We start from the raw sequence: 17248 nt of genomic DNA, 5'->3' as shown, positions 1-17248 counted from the left end.
CTGCCTTGCGGATTCCTCTCGTAGGCACGGTCTATATCTTTAGCTGAACCATTCCAGGCGAAACCGCGATGAATGCCAATGAACCGTCGACATCCCTATCGGATGCGCTCGCCGAGGAGGCGCTGCGCTGGGTTGTGCGCCTGCATTCGGGAACAGCCGGCGTTACGGAACGGCAAGCCTATGCTGCGTGGCGGGCGGAAAACATCTTGCACGAACGGGCGGCCTTGGAGGCCGAAGCGCTCTGGGCCGATATGTCCGGTCTGCATGTCGACGGCCGAAACGGCCTGATTGCACCCGGCCGCCCGGCACCGGGTCTGTCCAGGCGCGGTCTTCTCGGTGGCGTGCTCTGTCTTGGCGCGCTCGGTGCGACGGGCGGCGTGCTTTGGGGCAACGGCACACTCCTTCGCCTGACGGCCGACTACACGTCCGATACGGCACGCGCGCGCTCCATCACGCTTGCCGATGGCTCGAAAGTCAGTCTCAACGCGCGCTCGGCGATCGACATCGCCTTCACCGCCGGCCAGCGCCGTGTTCTCTTGCTGGAAGGGCAGGCCTATTTCGAAGTGGCGCCCGATGCTGCGCGCCCGTTCGAAGTCGTGATCGACAATGTCTCCGTTACCGCCCTCGGCACAGCCTTCGATATTGCGCGCGACCTCCCGGGCAAGGGAACCGAGGTTGCCGTCACGCAGCATGCCGTACGCGTCAAGGCCATATCCAACCGCTCCGGCATCTACGGACAACCGATCGATGTTGCGGAAGGCGAGAGCATCGTCATCGATCCCGCAGGGATGTTCGGCGCCGTCCAAAAACAGAGCCGCGACGTCGTGGCCGCTTGGCGGGACGGTGTCTATGTCGCCGAAGCCAAGCCGCTGCAGGAGGTCGTCCATGCACTTTCCGCCTGGTATCCCGGCATGATCCTGATCAGCGACGGAGCGTTGAAATCGCTTGAGGTCAATGCTGTTCTGGATTTGACCGATCCCGGCCGCTCTCTTGATGCGCTGGCCGGCGGCCTGCCCATCCGGATACGCCGGATGTCGAATTATCTTACAGTTATTTCAATGCGTTAAAATATTACCAAAATTCAGCGTGAAAATTGTTGAGGATTTCTCTCATCTTCTCTGTCTAAGCCAGTGAGGGGCAAACAACCGCCGCCAGGCACCGTCCCTCGCTGCATCTGACAGGGGGTCAAAAGTGAGAATTTACAGGCAGACCGCGTGGCTTTCGATGGCACTTGCGGCATCGGTGGCCATAGCGCCGCTCGTTTCGGCAACCGCTGCCAGCGCACAGGAAGACAAGGGCGCGCGGCTCCAGCCGGTCAGCTACCATATTCCGACGCAGCCTCTGGCTGGCGCTCTTGCCGCTTTTGCGCGCGCATCCGGTCTCAAGATCGCCTATCCGGCGCGGCTGACCGCTGGGAAATCGGCAAGCGGCATCAGCGGCCCCTATACACGCACAGGCGCCCTCCAGCAGCTTCTCACCGGCAGCGGGCTGACCTATCGCTTTACCGCCAATGACACGGTGACGATCTTCGACCCGTCGAGCGCCGGCGGCGACGGGGCCGCCGCCGCTGGCGGCACAAGCCTCGACCCGATCGTCGTGACGGGCCGCGAGGGGACGACCGAGGGTACCGGCTCCTACACGACCTCGCAGATGGCAACGGCGACCGGGCTCGGCCTGTCGATCCGCGAGACACCTCAGGCGGTTGCCGTCGTCTCGCGCCAGCGCCTAAGCGACCAGCGCATCACCTCGGTTGAAGACGCCATGGTCAACGCGCCCGGCGTGATCTTCAAGAAAAAGGCGACGGCCGACGACAACGAGAAGGGTCTCTTCGCGCGCAGCATGGAAATCACCAACATGCAGGTTGACGGCGTCAACATGCACAAGGACTTCAAGGCGCTGAGCCTCGACACGGCGCTCTATGACCGCATCGAGATCGTGCGCGGTTCGACGGGTCTGATGAGCGGAGCTGGCAATCCGGCGGCCTCCGTCAATCTCTACCGCAAGAAACCGACGGACACGTTCCAGTCCGAAATCAACGGCACCGTCGGCTCCTGGAACATGAAGCGCACGGAGGTCGACGTCGGCGGACCGGTCAATGCCGATGGCAGCGTTCGTGCGCGCCTGGTTGGTGCCTTGCAGGACAGCCGCTCCTACATTGACCGGCTCGAGGAGGATTCCCGGCTGCTGTATGGCGTCGTCGAAATGGATCTTTCCGACAACACGATGATGACGCTGAGCGGCGAGTACCAGCGCAAGCATTGCACCGCCTGCTCCTATTTCGGCTTCCCCGGTGTCTTTGCTGACGGATCGCCGACGAACTTCCCCGTCTCGTTCAACTCCGCCACCAACTGGAGCCGCCAGACCCGCACCCGCACCAACATTTCGGCGACGCTCGACCACGAGTTCGAAAACGACTGGAAGGGATCCATTACCGTTTCCCGGACCTCCGACAACAACGATCGCACCTATGGCTGGTTCTCCGACAACGGCCTGGCAGATCCGGTGACTGGGGCAGGCACATCGCTCTGGCTTGCCAAATGGCCGATCCCCAAGACCCAGCTTGCGGTAGATGCCAACATTTCGGGCCCCTTTGAGCTGATGGGCCGTGAACACGACCTCGTCTTCGGGTTCAACGCCTCCCGCACCCGGGCCGACTATACGATGTATCCGCTATGGTTCGTTCCCGGATACGATCCCACGGTCCCCGATATCTTCGACTGGAACGGCGACAAGCCGGAGCCGGACTGGGTTTCGACGGGCGATCGCCGCTTCCTTGAGCGTCAGGCCTCGATCTATGGCGCGGCACGTCTCAAGCCAACGGATGAGCTTTCCCTCATCCTCGGTTCCCGCTTGACCTGGTTCGATCAGAAGGCATCCTACGACTATATCGCCTGGGGACCCTACCCCGACAACATGTCGGAAAAAGGCAAGATCGTTCCCTATGCCGGCGTTGTCTACGATCTGACCGACAACCTCTCTGTCTACGCGAGCTACACAAGCATCTTCCAGCCGCAACAGAACCAGACCGTCACGGGTTCCGTGCTCGATCCGGTGACCGGCAATACCTATGAGGTCGGCGTCAAAGGTGCGTTCTTCGACGATCGCCTGAACGCCGGAATCTCGCTCTTCCAAAGCAAGCAGAACAACTACGCGGTTCTCGATGGCAACAACATGGCTCCGAACGGCGATAACGCCTACGTGGCGGCCGACGGCGCGCGCATCCGCGGGGTGGAGTTCGACCTCTCGGGCGAAATTCTTCCAGATTGGCAGGTCCAGGCCAGTTACGCCTATGTCAGCCCGCATCTTCCCGACGGCTTCAATCTCAATGTCGGCCTGCCCCGGCATACCGCCAAGCTTTTCACGACCTACCGAATGCCAGGCGATTGGGACAAATTGACCATCGGCGGCGGCGTGCGTTGGGAGAGCGAAAGCAGCTTCGTCGCCCGTGGCAATTTCGCCAAGCCCATCTATTCGATTCAGGAGAGCTTCTTCATCGTCGACCTGATGGCAAAATACGACTTCAACGAGAAGACATCGGCGGTGCTGAACATCCGCAACCTCTTCGACAAGAAGTACTATTCGAGCACGAACGTCTACAGCAACTTCTACGGCGAACCGTTCAACGCCTCGTTCTCGCTGAGCTACAAGTTCTAAGGGCGCGCGCGGCGGGCCGGTAGTGCCGGCCCGTCGCCGCGACGGTTCGATTAACGATGTATTGTGTTCTCGCCCTCCTCCGCTGTGCAGTCCGCGCTTTCCTTTTCGCGCTGGTGGCTTTCGCGCACCCTGCCGCGTCAAGCGATGCTTTCCCCGTCGACGTGCAACATGCCCTTGGCACCACGCGGATCGAGCAATCACCCAGGCGCATCGTCACGCTCGGCTGGAATGGCGACGACATCGTGCTTAGCCTCGGCCGACGCCCCGTCGGCATTGCACGATATGGATTGTTCGAGGAAGGTGTACCTCCCTGGAACCCGGAACTCCTGCAGGCGCCACGCCCCGTCCTGCTTGACGACAGCCAGCTTGATTTCGAAGCCGTCGCAGCTCTCAGACCCGACCTCATTCTCGCGGTCCGCACGGGGATCGGCATGCTTCAATGGAAACGCCTCTCGTCCATCGCTCCGACCGTCGTCTATCGTTCCGGCCCATGGAAAGCCGACTGGCGGGAGCAAACGCGCCTTACCGGTGAAGCGCTGGGAGAACGTGCGAAGGCGCAGGCTCTCATTGGCAAAACGGAAACAGCATTGCAGCGGATGGCCGCCGAGCATCCCGAACTGAAGGGCAAGACCTTCATCTTCGGCGCCATTTTCCGCGCGGACAAATCGCTCGGAATCTATTTCGACGGGGATCCACGTGTCGCAGCCCTGCTGGAACTTGGCCTCGTCATGCCTGACAGCGTCAAGGCCCTCGCCCGTCAAAATCCAGGCCAGCGGGCAACGGCCATCAGCTTCGAAGCGATCGACAGTCTCGACGCGGATATCCTGATCGTCTGGTACCAGCCGGGCGCTCGCGCCGAGGCGGAAAGAGACCCCTTGTTCCGCCGCTTCGGCCCCGTGGCACGGGGCGCCTATGTGGCGCTCGACGATCCGATTGCCATTTGGGCGACGTCGGCGCTCAGCATCCGGTCCATCCCTTACGGCCTGCCCGATTTTCTGGCGCACCTTGCCGAGGCCGCGCGCCATGTGGAGAAAACACCATGATATCCACGCCGCCCTACGAGGCCGTCGTCCTGTCGAGCGAGCGGTTGGGCCGCTCGATGCAACGCCTGACGCTCGGCAAGGGCAATCTCGCATCCTTCGAAACGACGTCCGTGCCGGACGAGTTCATCTGGCTTTCCTTTCCCACGGCCGCGGATGCGGAAGAGAAAGGACGCTACTACACGATCCGTCGCTGGGATTCGCGGAGGCACGAACTTCTCGTCGATTTCGTCCTGCACACGGATGGCATCGGGACCGACTGGGCACGGCAGGCAAAACCCGGCGACGCGATCCGCTTCTATCAGCCTCGCGCCCGCTATCATCCGCCGGCAGAACGGGACTGGATTGTCCTCCTTTGCGACCTGACAGGCCTGCCCGCCGCAATGCGCATTGTCGAAGAGGAGAGCGCGGAAAACCCCATCGCCGTGCATGTCGAGATCCCCCATGTCGATGATCGACAGGCGCTCGCGCTGCCGGCCCATGTTTCCCTGACCTGGCACGAAAAATCCGACCAGCAGGCACCGCCGACACAGCTCGCCGACATCGCGGCATCTATCAGCCTGCCGCCAGGATCCGGTTACATCTGGATCGCGGGCGAGGCGACGCAAGCAGCGGCCAGTCGGCGGCATTTTCGGGAGAGCATGGACATCCCCAAACAGCGGATTACCGCTATCGGCTACTGGATTGCCGGACAGGTGCGCGGATGAGGTCGCCGCAGGCCTCCCTGGCAGACGGACATGTCGTGCCGCGCAACGACATCGGCCGTTTGATGATAGCCGCCCTTGGCCTTCTTCTGCTGATCGGCCTTGGGCTTGGCAGCCTTGTCCTCGGGGTTCGCGCCATCCACCCGCTCACGGCCATCGAAGCCTTCCTCTCCTATGACCCGACCCTTCGCGACCATATCATCGCGTGGGATTACCGTCTTCCAAGACTGACGCTGGCCGTGCTCTGCGGCGCCGCGTTCGGCGTCTCCGGGGCATTGATCCAGGCGGCGATGCGCAATCCGCTGGCCGATCCGGGGCTCCTCGGCGTCAATTCGGGTGCCGCATTCTTCGTCACGCTGGCAGTGGGCGTCCTCGGCTGGCAATCGATCGACGCCTATCTCTGGGCGGCCCTTGCCGGGGCCATCGTGGTGACGCTTCTCGTCTATGCGATAGGTGCGGCCGGGCGCGACGGGGCGACACCCGTGCAGCTCGTGCTCTCCGGCGTCGCCCTTTCCGCCGTGCTCGGCGGCATCGGCTCGGCCGTGACGCTTCTCGATCCACAGGCTTTCGAGGCGATGCGCCAATGGTCCGTCGGCTCGGTTTCAGGACGGGACATGCATGCGGTCTCAGCCATTACGCCCTTCATAGCGACGGGGCTCGTCGTGGCCCTCGTCGTGGCGCGCCCACTGAATGCACTGGCGCTGGGAGAGGATTTCGCTCGATCCCTCGGCGCCGACATATTGAAGACCCGCATCCTCGTGGTGGTCTCCGTCACGTTGCTGGCCGGCGCGGCCACGGCGGCGGCGGGGCCGATCGGCTTCATCGGCCTGATGGTGCCGCACGCCGTACGCTGGCTTGCCGGCCCCGATCAACGCTGGATCATCCTGCTGACCATGGTGTTTTCTCCGGTCCTGCTTTTGGCAGCCGACATCGTCGGCAGGCTGGTACTCCCCTCCGCCGAGATCGAAGCAGGCATCGTCACCGCCTTCCTCGGTGCCCCCGTTCTGATCCTTATGGCCCGACGCAGCAAGGCGAGTGGCCTGTGACGATGACGCGGCGCCCGCAAACCGACAGTCGCCCCCAGCACCTGGTCGTCCGTTTCTCTAATGGCCGGCTGTCCTGTCGTGTCAGCCGCCGCACGCTTGCCGTCGGTTTCGCTCTCCTGATCCTGTGTATCGCGATCGGCGCCGCGTCGCTCGCCACGGGTAGCTATCCCCTGTCCGTCGCCGATCTGGTCGGCGCGCTTCTCGGTCACGGCGAGGCCATGGCCCTGATGATCGTCACGGAATGGCGTCTGCCACGCGTGGCTCTTGCTTTGCTCCTGGGTGGGGCACTGGGCATGAGCGGGGCGATCTTCCAGTCACTGACCCGCAATCCGCTGGGCTCGCCCGACATTATCGGCTTTACGGCAGGCTCCCATAGCGGAGCGCTTGTCGTCATCCTCGTCTTTTCCGGCGGCTATTACGAGACGGCCGCGGGGGCTTTGGCCGGAGGCATCCTTACGGCATTCACCGTCTATCTCCTGGCATGGCGTCGCGGCGTGCAGGGCTTCCGGTTGATCATCGTCGGCATCGGGATTTCCGCCATGCTCGGCGCGTTCAATGCCTGGATGATCCGCAAGGCGGATTTGCAGGTGGCCATGAGCGCGGTCACATGGAGTGCCGGCTCCCTCAACGGTCTCGGCACAGAACAGCTCCTGCCCGTCGCCGTCCTTCTCTGCCTGATCGTTCCGCCGGCATTGCTGCTGTCGCGCCCGATGCGCCAGTTGGAGATGGGCGACGACGTGGCACGTGCAAGCGGCGTTCCCGCAAACCGTGTCCGCCTTTGCCTCATGGCGCTTGGTGTCGCCCTGACGGCAACCACCACGGCTTCGGCCGGTCCCATCACCTTCATCGCCCTGGCCGCGCCACAGATCGCGCGCCGTCTGACCCGCTCGGCCGGTGTGGCGCTCATGCCTGCAGCCCTCACCGGGAGCCTGCTTCTGCTTTGTGCCGACTGGGCGGCCCAGCACGCCTTCGCTACACAGCTGCCGGTCGGCATCATGACCGTCAGCATCGGCGGCCTCTATTTCCTCTGGCTCATCGTAAGGGAGGGCCGCCGATGACCGGCAACGACACGGGAAAACGACCCAAAACCGGCGCCGACCGTCTCCATGGCTGCGATCTGACATTGCGCTATGACGATCGCACGATCTCGCAGAACCTCTCGGTTGCCATTCCCGATGGTTCCTTCACCGTGATCGTCGGGCCGAATGCCTGCGGCAAATCCACACTGCTGAAGGCGTTGGCGCGGCTGATCAGGCCTTCGGCCGGCACGATCGTCCTGGACGACGAGGCCATCGCGGAGCGGCGGGCGAAAGACGTCGCCCGGCGGCTCGGTCTGTTGCCGCAGGGCGCGAATGCCCCTGACGGCATCACCGTTGCCGATCTCGTCGCGCGGGGACGCTATCCGCATCAATCGTTTCTCAAGCAATGGTCGAAACCAGACGAGGCCGCCGTCAGCGCGGCAATGGAGGCGGCCAACGTTACGGACCTGTCCGCCCGCCTCGTATCCGAACTTTCAGGCGGCCAACGCCAGCGGGCATGGATCGCGATGGTGCTTGCCCAGGAGACGCCACTCCTGCTGCTCGATGAACCCACCACGTTTCTCGACATTGCTCACCAGATCGAGATGCTGGAGCTTCTCGCCGATCTCAATGCCAGCGGCCGAACGATCGTAGCGGTCCTGCACGATCTCAACCAGGCCTGCCGCTATGCCTCCAATCTCATTGCCATGAAGAACGGCAGCATCGTTGCCGAAGGCAGACCAAAGGACATCGTGACCGAACGGCTTGTGCAAACCGTCTTTGGCCTGGCTTGCATCGTCATTGATGATCCTATTTCTGGAACACCAATGATCGTGCCGAGAAAACAAAAATGACGGGACGCCAGCGTGGTGTTGAGAGGATATGAGCCTCAACACCCTGCAGATTTCCCGGTCGGTGGAATGGCGAGATCGAGCCGGTCTGCGGAACTACGGGTTCGGTCTTGCGTGTGATCATTGACACTCCTGTGGAAGTCGCCAATGCCCCCTGCCCGTTTCAGACGCGTCGGTTCGCCCCACGTGATCATACGATCAGATCTCACAACGCCGCGGCGAACGACAACTGAATTACGAGACTTTATGCGCCCTTGAGCCGCTTGCAGCCGAGGATGGCCACAACGAAGTCCGAGAGGTGTTGAACATACAGTTGATAAGAGTTCCTACCCGCGAGCCTAACAACCTTCCTCTCCAGCACCGCTCTCGCTGCAACCACTATCTTCTGGCCCTGATCAACGAGCCCTGAGCCTAGCAGCGAGCAGCGAAGGCGGGGGGTGCCGTAACGTTTTACTGAAATCGTGATCGGCAGCTTGTCGCAGCTCCTATTGTGGGTAGGTCACCGAACTGGGGCGAGCTCATCGACTTGACGGGCGATTGCCGCGGCTCCGTTCGTCCATCCGATGGTATGACAACGGCTTGCAATGCGATCTCGTTCGTTGGTGTCGAGGAGCCGTTCCACGGGGCCGTCGAGGTTCTTCGCGTCTTGCCGCCGAAGCATGATGCCGCACCCTTGCCAATCCGCCCATTGCGCCCGCAGTTCCTGTCGGTCCATCTCATCGCCTTCATTCGGCACAAATAGCGTCGGCACCGCACCGAGGACATTTTCATGGAAGGAATTGTAACCTGCGGCAGCCACGGCGGCGTCCCAGGCGAGGCTGTACCGAAACGCCGGGTATAGGTGCAAAGCGCGCACCCGCGGATCTACTGGCATGCCGTTCCCTGCCGTAAGCGGAGATTTCAGTTCAACGACAATCACGTCCGGCTTTGCCAACAGTCGATCAAGAATATCGGCACGAATGGCTTGTATGTGGGGATCGGTGTGTTCAGGAAGCTGCAGGCATATGATCATCCCAGTTTCGGGTAGACCGAGTACTCGGCGCGCCTCTTGCCGACTTAGCCTTTCCGATGGATCGGTGTGAAGAACCGGGGGCACGCAAAGGGCCTCGCCACGCCGCGATGATGTTGGTCCGTCATCAAGCTGGCCGGCAAGTTCACCCGGCTCGATGATCATCTTGAACAGGCCGGAATGCTGAAGAAAACGCTCATGGGCCGCGCGCCACATCGGTCGCCGGATCCAGATCGATGCCATGTCGGGATTGCGTAGCAGCGCCTCCACGGTTCCGCCGAAGACGACCGTCGCATCATGCACAAAGGCTTTGGGGCGAAGCGCTTCGATCAGGCCGCAATAGTCTTCGCCGAGCGCCTTGTTCCAGATTTCCTGCTCCATGCCGGTCGCGCGATGGTGCTGCGTTCCGAAATAGAGGTAGCCGCTTCTGGACACTTCTCCCGCAGCATAAGAGAGCGTATGGAACACCGCCGTCTGGCCTGCCGCGAGGCGGCGAGCGACGGCGAGCTGGCGTGACAAATGACCAAGGCCTATCCCGTTCGACGAGACGAAAAGGACATTTTGTTGGCGAACGGCAGCAGCAGGACCGGTCAAGGCATCAGCACCATGGTTTTGTCGCGTCACGGTCCGAGCGAACAAGTCGGGCATTATCCTCGATGAAGCGAGCGATCTCCTCCGCGCCGTTTCGCCAACGGATGCCACCGCAGCGTTCCGCCACACGCCTTCGCTCTGCCGGGTCCAGGAGCCTCTCGATCGTTGCACGAGCATGCGGCAAATCCCTGTCGCGGCGCATGAGCCAGCCGTAACCGCAGATTTCCGCCCACCGTGCCCTCTGCACCTGGAGATCCATCTGCTCCGCCTCGTTCGGCACGAACAGCGTGGGAATACATCCAATGACATGCTCGTGAAAGGCGTTGTATCCGGCTGCAGAAACCGCGGCATCGAAGGCGAGACTATAGCGGAATGTGGGAAAGGCCGCTTCGATTCGATGTCGTGGATGTTGCGGGATCGCAGGTTCCGAAGAAGCCCCAATGGGGGACCGGAATTCGAGCACGATCGTATCCGGGGTTTCCAATAGGCTCTCGATCACTGTCTGCCGGACTTCGCGCATGTCGAAATTGGCGCCCGAACCAAGTTGGACCGCAACCACCGTCGCATCCTCCGGCAGGTTTAGAAATCTTCGGGCCGCGATCTTTCCAAGGCGTTCGGATGGGCCTAAATGCAGCACTGGCGGGACGACCAGAACACGTTCGCGAGCCCGCTTGGTAGGACCATGGTCAAAATCGTCGGCGAGCTCTCCAGGCTCGATGATCGCGTCGAAAAGATGTGCATGTTCCAGAAAAGACTGGTGCTCTTCCGCCCACATGGGTCGTCTGACCCAGATCGAATACATCTGAGGAAAGGTCGCCAACATGTCCACGACACCATCGAACAGCGCGGTTGCATCGTAGGCGAAGATCGATGGCCGCAGATGCGAAACAAGATCGAAGAGCTCTTCGGCAAGAACTCGATTCCATTGTCCCGGATCGGCGCCATAGGCGCCGTGATGCCCGAAATGGTGGCACTGGTAACCGGCACCGACCGCGATCCTCATTGCGTAGGACATCGTCGCGAACACGGGCGTCAATGACCGTGGCAAGCGGTCGGCTATGGCCATTTGCTGCACGAGATGTCCCATGCCGATGCCGTTTGACGAGGCGAAAAGACAGGTGCGGCGGGGAAGTGGCGCGGCGACGAAAGCAACTTCGTCGTGGTTCTTTTCCATCTGACCGCGCAACGCCTCGATCCGGCTGGAATAAAGACGGTCGCTGTGCCTGTCTTCGGCGAAACGCCGCGCCTTGTCGGCCTGCTCTCGATAGCGCTCCGGATCGGCGGCCAGAGCCTCGATGAGCTCGCGCACCTCCCGGGGCGTACAATACAAGGCCGCCTCCCCGAACAGTGGCTCGAAATGACGTGGCAAGATGCAGACAAGTCCGGTGGCAAGCGCCTCCAGAATGGTGCGGCCAAAGGCTTCTGACCATGCGTTGCTGTGGAAGTAGACGTAGAAATCGAGGGTCGAGAGGAACTGTTGGACGCCCTCAAAGGAAAAGGGCTGGATGATCCAGTTGGCCGGGAGTGGACCGTACTTGTCTGTGAGGTAATCACCGCCGCCGAGGACGCGGACCGAAAAGGCCTGCGCCTCTGTCGGGTATGCTTGGGTTGCGGTGTGAAGGGTATCAGGCCACTTCTGAATATCCGGCCTCGAGTGCCGTCCGATCGTCAACGGCCGGCGGAGTTCTGATGGAGGTCGGGCCGGCCATTCGTCGAGATCGATGAGATTGACCCAGTCATCCGCCAGCAGATTGCTCCCCTCCGGCAGCACCAAAGGCAGGCTTTGGCGCACGACGTCGCTGACAGCGGCGAAACGTGCAGCTCGGCCGAAAGCCATCTCGCAATGCCGCGCCACCCTTCCCAAGTCGTACTGCCTCTTGCCCGTCCGGTCGAAGACCGGATGGTGAAGGACCACGATAACTTGCGACGCATCGATACGCGGGCGGGGCGTCATATAGTTCTCGAGAATGCTGGGATGATGCACCAGCGCAAGATCGCATGTCGCAGGCTGCACGGGGTCGAGGCGCTCCACTAGCCATTCATCGAGATGCGCGCGCAACTGAGCGTGGACCGGGAACGTATGCCGAATGATAGGTCCCTTCACACATAGCAACGCACACCGGAACCCCGCGCGTGCCGCCGCCCTGATTTCCACAGCAAGCGCGGTCGAGGTGCCTCCCTCGAAGCGTGGATCCGCCACAAAAATGATATCGAAATGCGAGGCTGTACCTTTAACGGGCATCGGCCGACCCCAAACGCGCAGCATTCGCAATGAAGCGGTCGACATTCAGGCCGTATGCGAGAATTTGTTCGGGCTGCCACTTGGTCAGCAGAAGCTCCCAGCGTGCCTTCAGGTACCCTGGCCAGTCCAGCGTGCCCGCATGCGCCTTCTGTTCGGAAAGTGACGGGATATATTCGAATGTGGCGTGGCGTTCGCGGAAGACCAGGAAATCGACACTGTCGGTGACATAGACGATGCGGTAGGTGTTCTGGAATTTTTGGGATGTCCGCTCGATAATCTCGACGATCCCCTCGCTGCCGACATCAAGCAAGGTTATGAAAATAACGCGCCGTTTTTGTGTGTCATCCTTGTACAGATAAAGGCTTGGCTCCGGGTCCTCCGCCTTTCTCCTCTTGGTCCATATGGCGATTTTTTTTAACAGCTCCATGCATGCAGCTTTCTTTTTGATCGCAGCGGGAACGTTCTCAAGTCAACACGGGATCGGAAACCTGCGCAAGCCATCTACGGCAATGTTCCGCCACGGATTGGCTCCTCCGGTCACTGTACGCATCCGTCCGAGAAAGAGTCGCCAGGATCCAGCTTTCCCCTTCGATGGGAATTTGCCGCTCCAATGTCATCAGAACGTCGTTTCCGTGGTCGATCGATGCAACAGGTCCGTGCACGCTGAAGGCGGACACATTACCCTCGCCGTCCCACAAGAGCTCGTAGTTCCCCGCCTCACTCATGAGATGGACTCCATCGTGCTGGCATTCGACGTTGGCGGCGGTCGTCATTGTCCAGAATGCCGTGCATGAGCCACCGAGGCGCGGGACGATTCGATCCACGACAGCGAGGCAGCTGTCCTCAAGCACGAACGCTCTGAAATGCAGGCAAGGCGCGGCTGGGTCATCAATGGCGACGGCAACCCGGGCACTGCTGGCGACGCTGTCGTATGCGATAAACCGAGCCTGAGCGTCGAGTGACTGGTTGCGACCATCGAAGCGGATGGTGCTGTGTACGGCAGTTCCGACATTCGGATGAGTTTCACGCTCACCCTCCCGGAAATATCCGGGTGCGGAATAGTCGCCGCGTCCGGGATCAGCCACCAAAATCGCGCCATCGTTCTCGTACACGAAGCTGCCGAGGTCGAGATGGGCATGATTGCTTCGGTTCCTTCCTGCCCTCACGGCTAGGTAACCCGACGGCCCGGAACGAAGCGCTGCGTATCCTGCCTCGTTGAAAATCTCCGTTGCAGGTGCTTCCCAACGTTTCCCCGCGCCCGTTCCAGGCCATAGGAGATCGAAAGGATGTGGCGTGCCAGGCGCCTCATTCTGCCACTGCCCTGTTTCTGCTCCGCCACCATGGGCGACAAGCCAGCCGTAGACTGGCAGTCTGCGTGTCCTCAACTCGCTATCGCCGATGTTGACGCTACGCCCCGCTGGTGTCGTCATGGCGCGCCCGAAGCGCCAGCTGGCCAGAAGACCGGATATATCGAGCGTTTTCATATGCTCCGGGGAGCGCTCTTCCAAGGCGGCGAGCGCAAGAACTGCGATGCGGGTGCCGTATTCCCAATAGCTGACGCCCTCGTCCCAGCCGCCTTCGGTGCCATAACTGGCAAGGCCCAGCTTGATTGCATCAATCGCGCGATCGAGCAGTTCCTGCGCTTCCGCGGCGTAACTTTTTGAAAGGGCGAGCGCGGCCAGAACCAGACCGCCGCAGCATACCAGGTTCCAGTTGTTGGCGCGTCTGGTCCATTCGGTCTTCGACCTCAACGAGGAGAGGCCCGGCTTCAGGGCGTGCAGATGGATCGCTGCCTCAATGCGCCCCTTCTCCACCGCCGACAGGATTGGCTGTGCCCACTCATAGGCAAGTGAGACAGCCGCGGCCATTTCGGCGACATCCAGGAAATGCGTCCGGTTCCAATGCTCGAAGTCGCTCGCCGCCAGAGCCTCCTTCGCTAGGCGGACACGAAAACGTGGTTGCCCGGTCAGAAACCAGGCTACTCCAAGGACATGCACGCGATCTGCAAGTCGACGTGCCGTCGTCAGCAAGATGGGTCGTGTTGCATCGAAAAGCGGTACGATGACTTCCTCGGTCAGCAACGTTTCTGCCTGCGCGACAATTGTTTTTGCCTGCTGCGCGGCATCAGCATTGAGCGCCACGCGCTGGCGCAGGGTCTGGATGCCGTCGCCGGCGACGAAAAGCATTTGCCCCCTCATGGCCTGCGAGACTGGGTGTAGCGGGGTAGTTTCTCATTGACATTGGCATTTTGAAAAGAGGGCCAGTCGAGACGACCCAAGTTTGGCGTCAAAAATACACCGAGTCCACTGCATACGCTTGACAGGCGAAGTCATCCTGCTCACTATACTCGTGCTTTCTTGTCGGCAGCGCTGTTTGCCGGATGCCATTCATGCGCTTTTGTGGTGGTAGGATGAAGACTTTTCTTTTTGCCAAATTTTCCGCTTTTGCCGCGCTCGTTTCTTCGGCCGCTCTTCTTAGCGGTTGCGAGACCTCAACATCCGGCCGACCGGAAATATGCAAGTCGGGAAGTCGCATGGTGCAAGGCCGTTGCGTAAAAGCCGCCGAAAGGGGTGTAAAGCCTCACCGTAGCGGCTTGAGAAGCGACTATTAACGTTGCACGGCCGCGCAAGGAACGCGTGAAACCTTCCTGAGGCGGATATGAGGCAGTATTTCACCTTTCTGAGCGCGCTTTTCTTCCTTCTGATGTGCGCCGGCGTTGCCCATGCGGAAGACGCGGAGGAAACGCACAAGATAGCGCTGGTCATTGGCAATCAGAAATATGCGCATCTTGCCGCCCTCAAAAACGCAGTTGCTGACGCCGATCTGATGGCTCAGTCGCTGGAGGCGGTCGGTTTCAAGGTCACTTTGCTGAAGAATGGAAGCAAAGCTGACATGGGCAAGGCGATCGTCGATTTCCGGCGCGCCATCGAGCCGGGTACGATCGCAATGGTCTACTTCGCCGGCCACGGCATGCAGGCCAACGACGAGAACTACCTCGTGCCGGTCGATGCGGAGATCAAGGAATCCGAGGACCTTCCCTGGATGTCAATCGCCGCCAATGATCTCGTGAAGCAACTCGAGGCGACCTCCGCCGGCGCTCTTGTCTTCATCCTGGATGCCTGCCGGGACAATCCTTTTTGGGGTGGGCAGGCGAAGACGCGATCTATTGGCGGGGCGGCGTCGCGCGGGCTGGCCCGTATCGTAAGCAACCGGGCCGGCACATTGATCGCGTTTTCCACGTCCCCCGGTGCCGTCGCACAAGATGGGGACGGCAAAAATAGTCCGTATACAGCTGCGCTCGCAGAAACCATTCGCGAGCCGGGCCAGTCGCTGGAGACCATTTTCAAGCGTGCTCGCGTCAAGGTCGTCGAACAGACGCAAGGTCGACAGATTCCGTGGGAAAACTCTTCTTTGGTCACGGACATCGTGCTGCAGCCGCGGCCCGGTGAGCGCGCTATCATCCGCGCGACACCGTGCGATCTTGCTGCTGCGCATCCGTCTGACCCGGAACGCGTCGGACCGAGTGTCGAATATGCCAACCTTGACCCTTCCGTCGCCATCCCAGCATGCGAGGCGGCCGTCAACCAAGAACCGGATGTCGTGCGCTTCAAGACATTGCTTGCCCGTGCCCTCGATAAGGCGGGGCTTGGAAAGGAGGCATACGGCCTGAACGAAATCGCCATGCGCGCCGGAAGCCTTGCCGGATATCACAACATGGGCAACCTGTACCGGAAGGGGCTCGGCGTCGAGAAAGATCAGAAGAAGGCGTTTGAGCTTTTCCTCTATGCGGCAGAACGAGGCCATGTGGAGGATCAGAGCAATGTCGGCGTCATGTACATGCAGGGACAGGGCGTCGAGAAGAATTATAAGCAGGCAATGAAGTGGCTTTTGAAAGCCTCCGAGCAGAACTGGGGCACGGCTGCCGACAAGATTGGCCTTCTTTATCTAAACGGCCAAGGCGTTGGGAAAAACATCGACAAGGCCCTGGAGTACTTCGAGAAAGGTGTCAATCTTGGCGACCGTAACTCCATGGTCAATCTCGCCAATCTCTATGTGAAGGGTGTCGGTGTCGAACGTGACAACATCGTCGCAAGGGATCTCTTCCTGCGTGCGGCACGGTTGGGCGCCGTCGCCGCCTATATGAATCTCGGCGAAATCTACTCCGGTGGCAGTGGCGTGGAAGCTGACCCAGTCGAAGCTGCGATGTTCTATACGCTCGCCTCACGCGAAGGGCGTGACGAAGCGCTCGACAAGCTAAGGCAGATCCGACAGACCCTTTCCGAACAGCAGTTGCAGGACCTCGACCAGCGGCTTGAGGACTGGACCAGCCATCGGTTTGGCTAACATCAGTTTCGGAGGCATTGGCATTTGGCTGCCAAGTAACCCCGTGGCTGTCGCAATCCGGCCCGGTGCGCTGAGCGCGTGGTTTGTATGGGTCTTGTTGAATGGGTCGCAACTGAACGGCTTTGATTGAAGGCACTCCGAGAGCGGAGACAAATGGGAGCCTGCTCAGGATGAAATTGGCAGTCGCTGGCATCGGCTATGTCGGGCTTTCCAATGCTGTTCTGCTCGCTCAGCACAATGACGTGACTGCCTATGACATTGCAAAAGAGCGCGTCGAGGCGCTGAACGCCGGCGTCTCGCCCATCGCGGATGCGGAGATCGAGGACTATCTGCGCACGAAGCCGCTGCATCTGCGAGCGACGACGGACAAGACGGAGGCTTTCGCGGAAGCCGACTTCGTCATCGTGGCGACGCCGACCAATTACGATCCGGATTACAACCACTTCGACACGAGCAGCGTGGAGGCGGTGATCGAGGACGTACGGCAGGTCAATGCCAGGGCCACGATCGTCATCAAGTCCACCATCCCCGTCGGCTATACGGCTTGGCTGCGCGAGGCGCGCAAGGACGAGCGGATCGTCTTTTCCCCGGAATTCCTGCGCGAGGGCAAGGCGCTCTACGACAACCTGCATCCCTCGCGGATCGTCATGGGGGCGGACACGCCAGAAGCCCGCCAGTTCGCCCAGCTGCTTCAACAGGGTGCGGTGAAGGACGACGTACCGGTGCTCTTCACCGGCTCGGGCGAGGC

General features: G+C 61.0%; 13 protein-coding genes and 1 pseudogene. 9 read left to right on the top strand and 5 right to left on the bottom strand.

Features of this window, described 5'->3' with window-relative positions:
• Positions 1–68 precede the first annotated feature (68 nt).
• From V8U06_RS06640 to V8U06_RS06610, 7 genes are all read left to right on the top strand, one after another.
• A complete protein-coding gene (locus tag V8U06_RS06640; protein WP_427139997.1) occupies positions 69–1067 on the top strand; it encodes a FecR family protein in 999 nt (332 codons plus the stop codon).
• 124 nt (positions 1068–1191) lie between these two features.
• Positions 1192–3654, top strand: coding sequence for a TonB-dependent siderophore receptor (locus tag V8U06_RS06635; RefSeq protein WP_427139996.1), 2463 nt, complete (start codon positions 1192–1194; stop codon positions 3652–3654).
• 56 nt (positions 3655–3710) lie between these two features.
• On the top strand, positions 3711–4697 hold the full coding sequence (locus V8U06_RS06630; protein WP_427139995.1) for an iron-siderophore ABC transporter substrate-binding protein: 987 nt from the start codon (positions 3711–3713) through the stop codon (positions 4695–4697).
• Entirely contained in the window at positions 4694–5401 is a 708-nt protein-coding gene (locus tag V8U06_RS06625; RefSeq protein ID WP_427139994.1) for a siderophore-interacting protein, read from the top strand. Before V8U06_RS06630 ends, V8U06_RS06625 begins: the two co-directional genes overlap by 4 nt.
• The gene (locus V8U06_RS06620; protein ID WP_427139993.1) at positions 5398–6444 is read left to right on the top strand and encodes a FecCD family ABC transporter permease; all 1047 of its coding nucleotides are present in this window, start codon (positions 5398–5400) and stop codon (positions 6442–6444) included. Before V8U06_RS06625 ends, V8U06_RS06620 begins: the two co-directional genes overlap by 4 nt.
• 2 nt (positions 6445–6446) lie before the next feature.
• Entirely contained in the window at positions 6447–7502 is a 1056-nt protein-coding gene (locus tag V8U06_RS06615; protein WP_427140362.1) for a FecCD family ABC transporter permease, read from the top strand.
• Complete coding sequence (locus V8U06_RS06610; RefSeq protein WP_427139992.1) at positions 7499–8317, top strand: ABC transporter ATP-binding protein; 819 nt, start codon at positions 7499–7501, stop codon at positions 8315–8317. Before V8U06_RS06615 ends, V8U06_RS06610 begins: the two co-directional genes overlap by 4 nt.
• A 496-nt stretch (positions 8318–8813) precedes the next feature.
• Here the strand turns inward: V8U06_RS06610 and V8U06_RS06605 are convergent, their stop codons facing one another.
• The 5 genes from V8U06_RS06605 to V8U06_RS06585 all read right to left on the bottom strand — a co-directional run bounded on the left by V8U06_RS06605 (position 8814) and on the right by V8U06_RS06585 (position 14691).
• A complete protein-coding gene (locus V8U06_RS06605; protein ID WP_427139991.1) occupies positions 8814–9962 on the bottom strand; it encodes a hypothetical protein in 1149 nt (382 codons plus the stop codon).
• A complete protein-coding gene (locus tag V8U06_RS06600) occupies positions 9922–12156 on the bottom strand; it encodes a glycosyltransferase (protein ID WP_427139990.1) in 2235 nt (744 codons plus the stop codon). The genes V8U06_RS06605 and V8U06_RS06600 overlap by 41 nt, the downstream gene beginning before the upstream one ends.
• Positions 12146–12583, bottom strand: coding sequence for a hypothetical protein (locus tag V8U06_RS06595; protein ID WP_427139989.1), 438 nt, complete (start codon positions 12581–12583; stop codon positions 12146–12148). Before V8U06_RS06595 ends, V8U06_RS06600 begins: the two co-directional genes overlap by 11 nt.
• A 37-nt stretch (positions 12584–12620) precedes the next feature.
• Positions 12621–14342, bottom strand: a complete 1722-nt coding sequence (locus V8U06_RS06590; protein ID WP_427139988.1) for a heparinase II/III domain-containing protein — start codon at positions 14340–14342, stop codon at positions 12621–12623.
• Positions 14343–14442: 100 nt separating this feature from the next.
• Positions 14443–14691, bottom strand: a complete 249-nt coding sequence (locus V8U06_RS06585; protein WP_427139987.1) for a hypothetical protein — start codon at positions 14689–14691, stop codon at positions 14443–14445.
• 123 nt (positions 14692–14814) lie between these two features.
• On the opposite strand from V8U06_RS06585, the gene V8U06_RS06580 reads away from it, so the two are divergent.
• On the top strand, positions 14815–16500 hold the full coding sequence (locus V8U06_RS06580; RefSeq protein WP_427139986.1) for a caspase family protein: 1686 nt from the start codon (positions 14815–14817) through the stop codon (positions 16498–16500).
• A gap of 170 nt (positions 16501–16670) precedes the next feature.
• Positions 16671–17248 (top strand): annotated as a pseudogene (locus V8U06_RS06575) (UDP-glucose 6-dehydrogenase); the annotation flags it as partial.

Source organism: Shinella sp. G-2 (genome assembly GCF_050172695.1).
Taxonomy (GTDB): Bacteria; Pseudomonadota; Alphaproteobacteria; order Rhizobiales; family Rhizobiaceae; genus Shinella.
Note: the sequence above shows the minus strand (reverse complement) of the source record. Positions and strands in the feature narration are given on the sequence as shown.

Bases quoted from the DNA above. Each gene is read 5' to 3' on its own strand.
- V8U06_RS06640 (WP_427139997.1), top strand. From the start codon at position 69: ATGAATGCCAATGAACCGTCGACATCCCTATCGGATGCGCTCGCCGAG.
- V8U06_RS06630 (WP_427139995.1), top strand. From the start codon at position 3,711: ATGTATTGTGTTCTCGCCCTCCTCCGCTGTGCAGTCCGCGCTTTCCTT.
- V8U06_RS06625 (WP_427139994.1), top strand. From the start codon at position 4,694: ATGATATCCACGCCGCCCTACGAGGCCGTCGTCCTGTCGAGCGAGCGG.
- V8U06_RS06620 (WP_427139993.1), top strand. From the start codon at position 5,398: ATGAGGTCGCCGCAGGCCTCCCTGGCAGACGGACATGTCGTGCCGCGC.
- V8U06_RS06615 (WP_427140362.1), top strand. From the start codon at position 6,447: ATGACGCGGCGCCCGCAAACCGACAGTCGCCCCCAGCACCTGGTCGTC.
- V8U06_RS06610 (WP_427139992.1), top strand. From the start codon at position 7,499: ATGACCGGCAACGACACGGGAAAACGACCCAAAACCGGCGCCGACCGT.
- V8U06_RS06600 (WP_427139990.1), bottom strand. From the start codon at position 12,156: ATGCCCGTTAAAGGTACAGCCTCGCATTTCGATATCATTTTTGTGGCG.
- V8U06_RS06595 (WP_427139989.1), bottom strand. From the start codon at position 12,583: ATGGAGCTGTTAAAAAAAATCGCCATATGGACCAAGAGGAGAAAGGCG.
- V8U06_RS06590 (WP_427139988.1), bottom strand. From the start codon at position 14,342: ATGCTTTTCGTCGCCGGCGACGGCATCCAGACCCTGCGCCAGCGCGTG.
- V8U06_RS06585 (WP_427139987.1), bottom strand. From the start codon at position 14,691: ATGCGACTTCCCGACTTGCATATTTCCGGTCGGCCGGATGTTGAGGTC.
- V8U06_RS06580 (WP_427139986.1), top strand. From the start codon at position 14,815: ATGAGGCAGTATTTCACCTTTCTGAGCGCGCTTTTCTTCCTTCTGATG.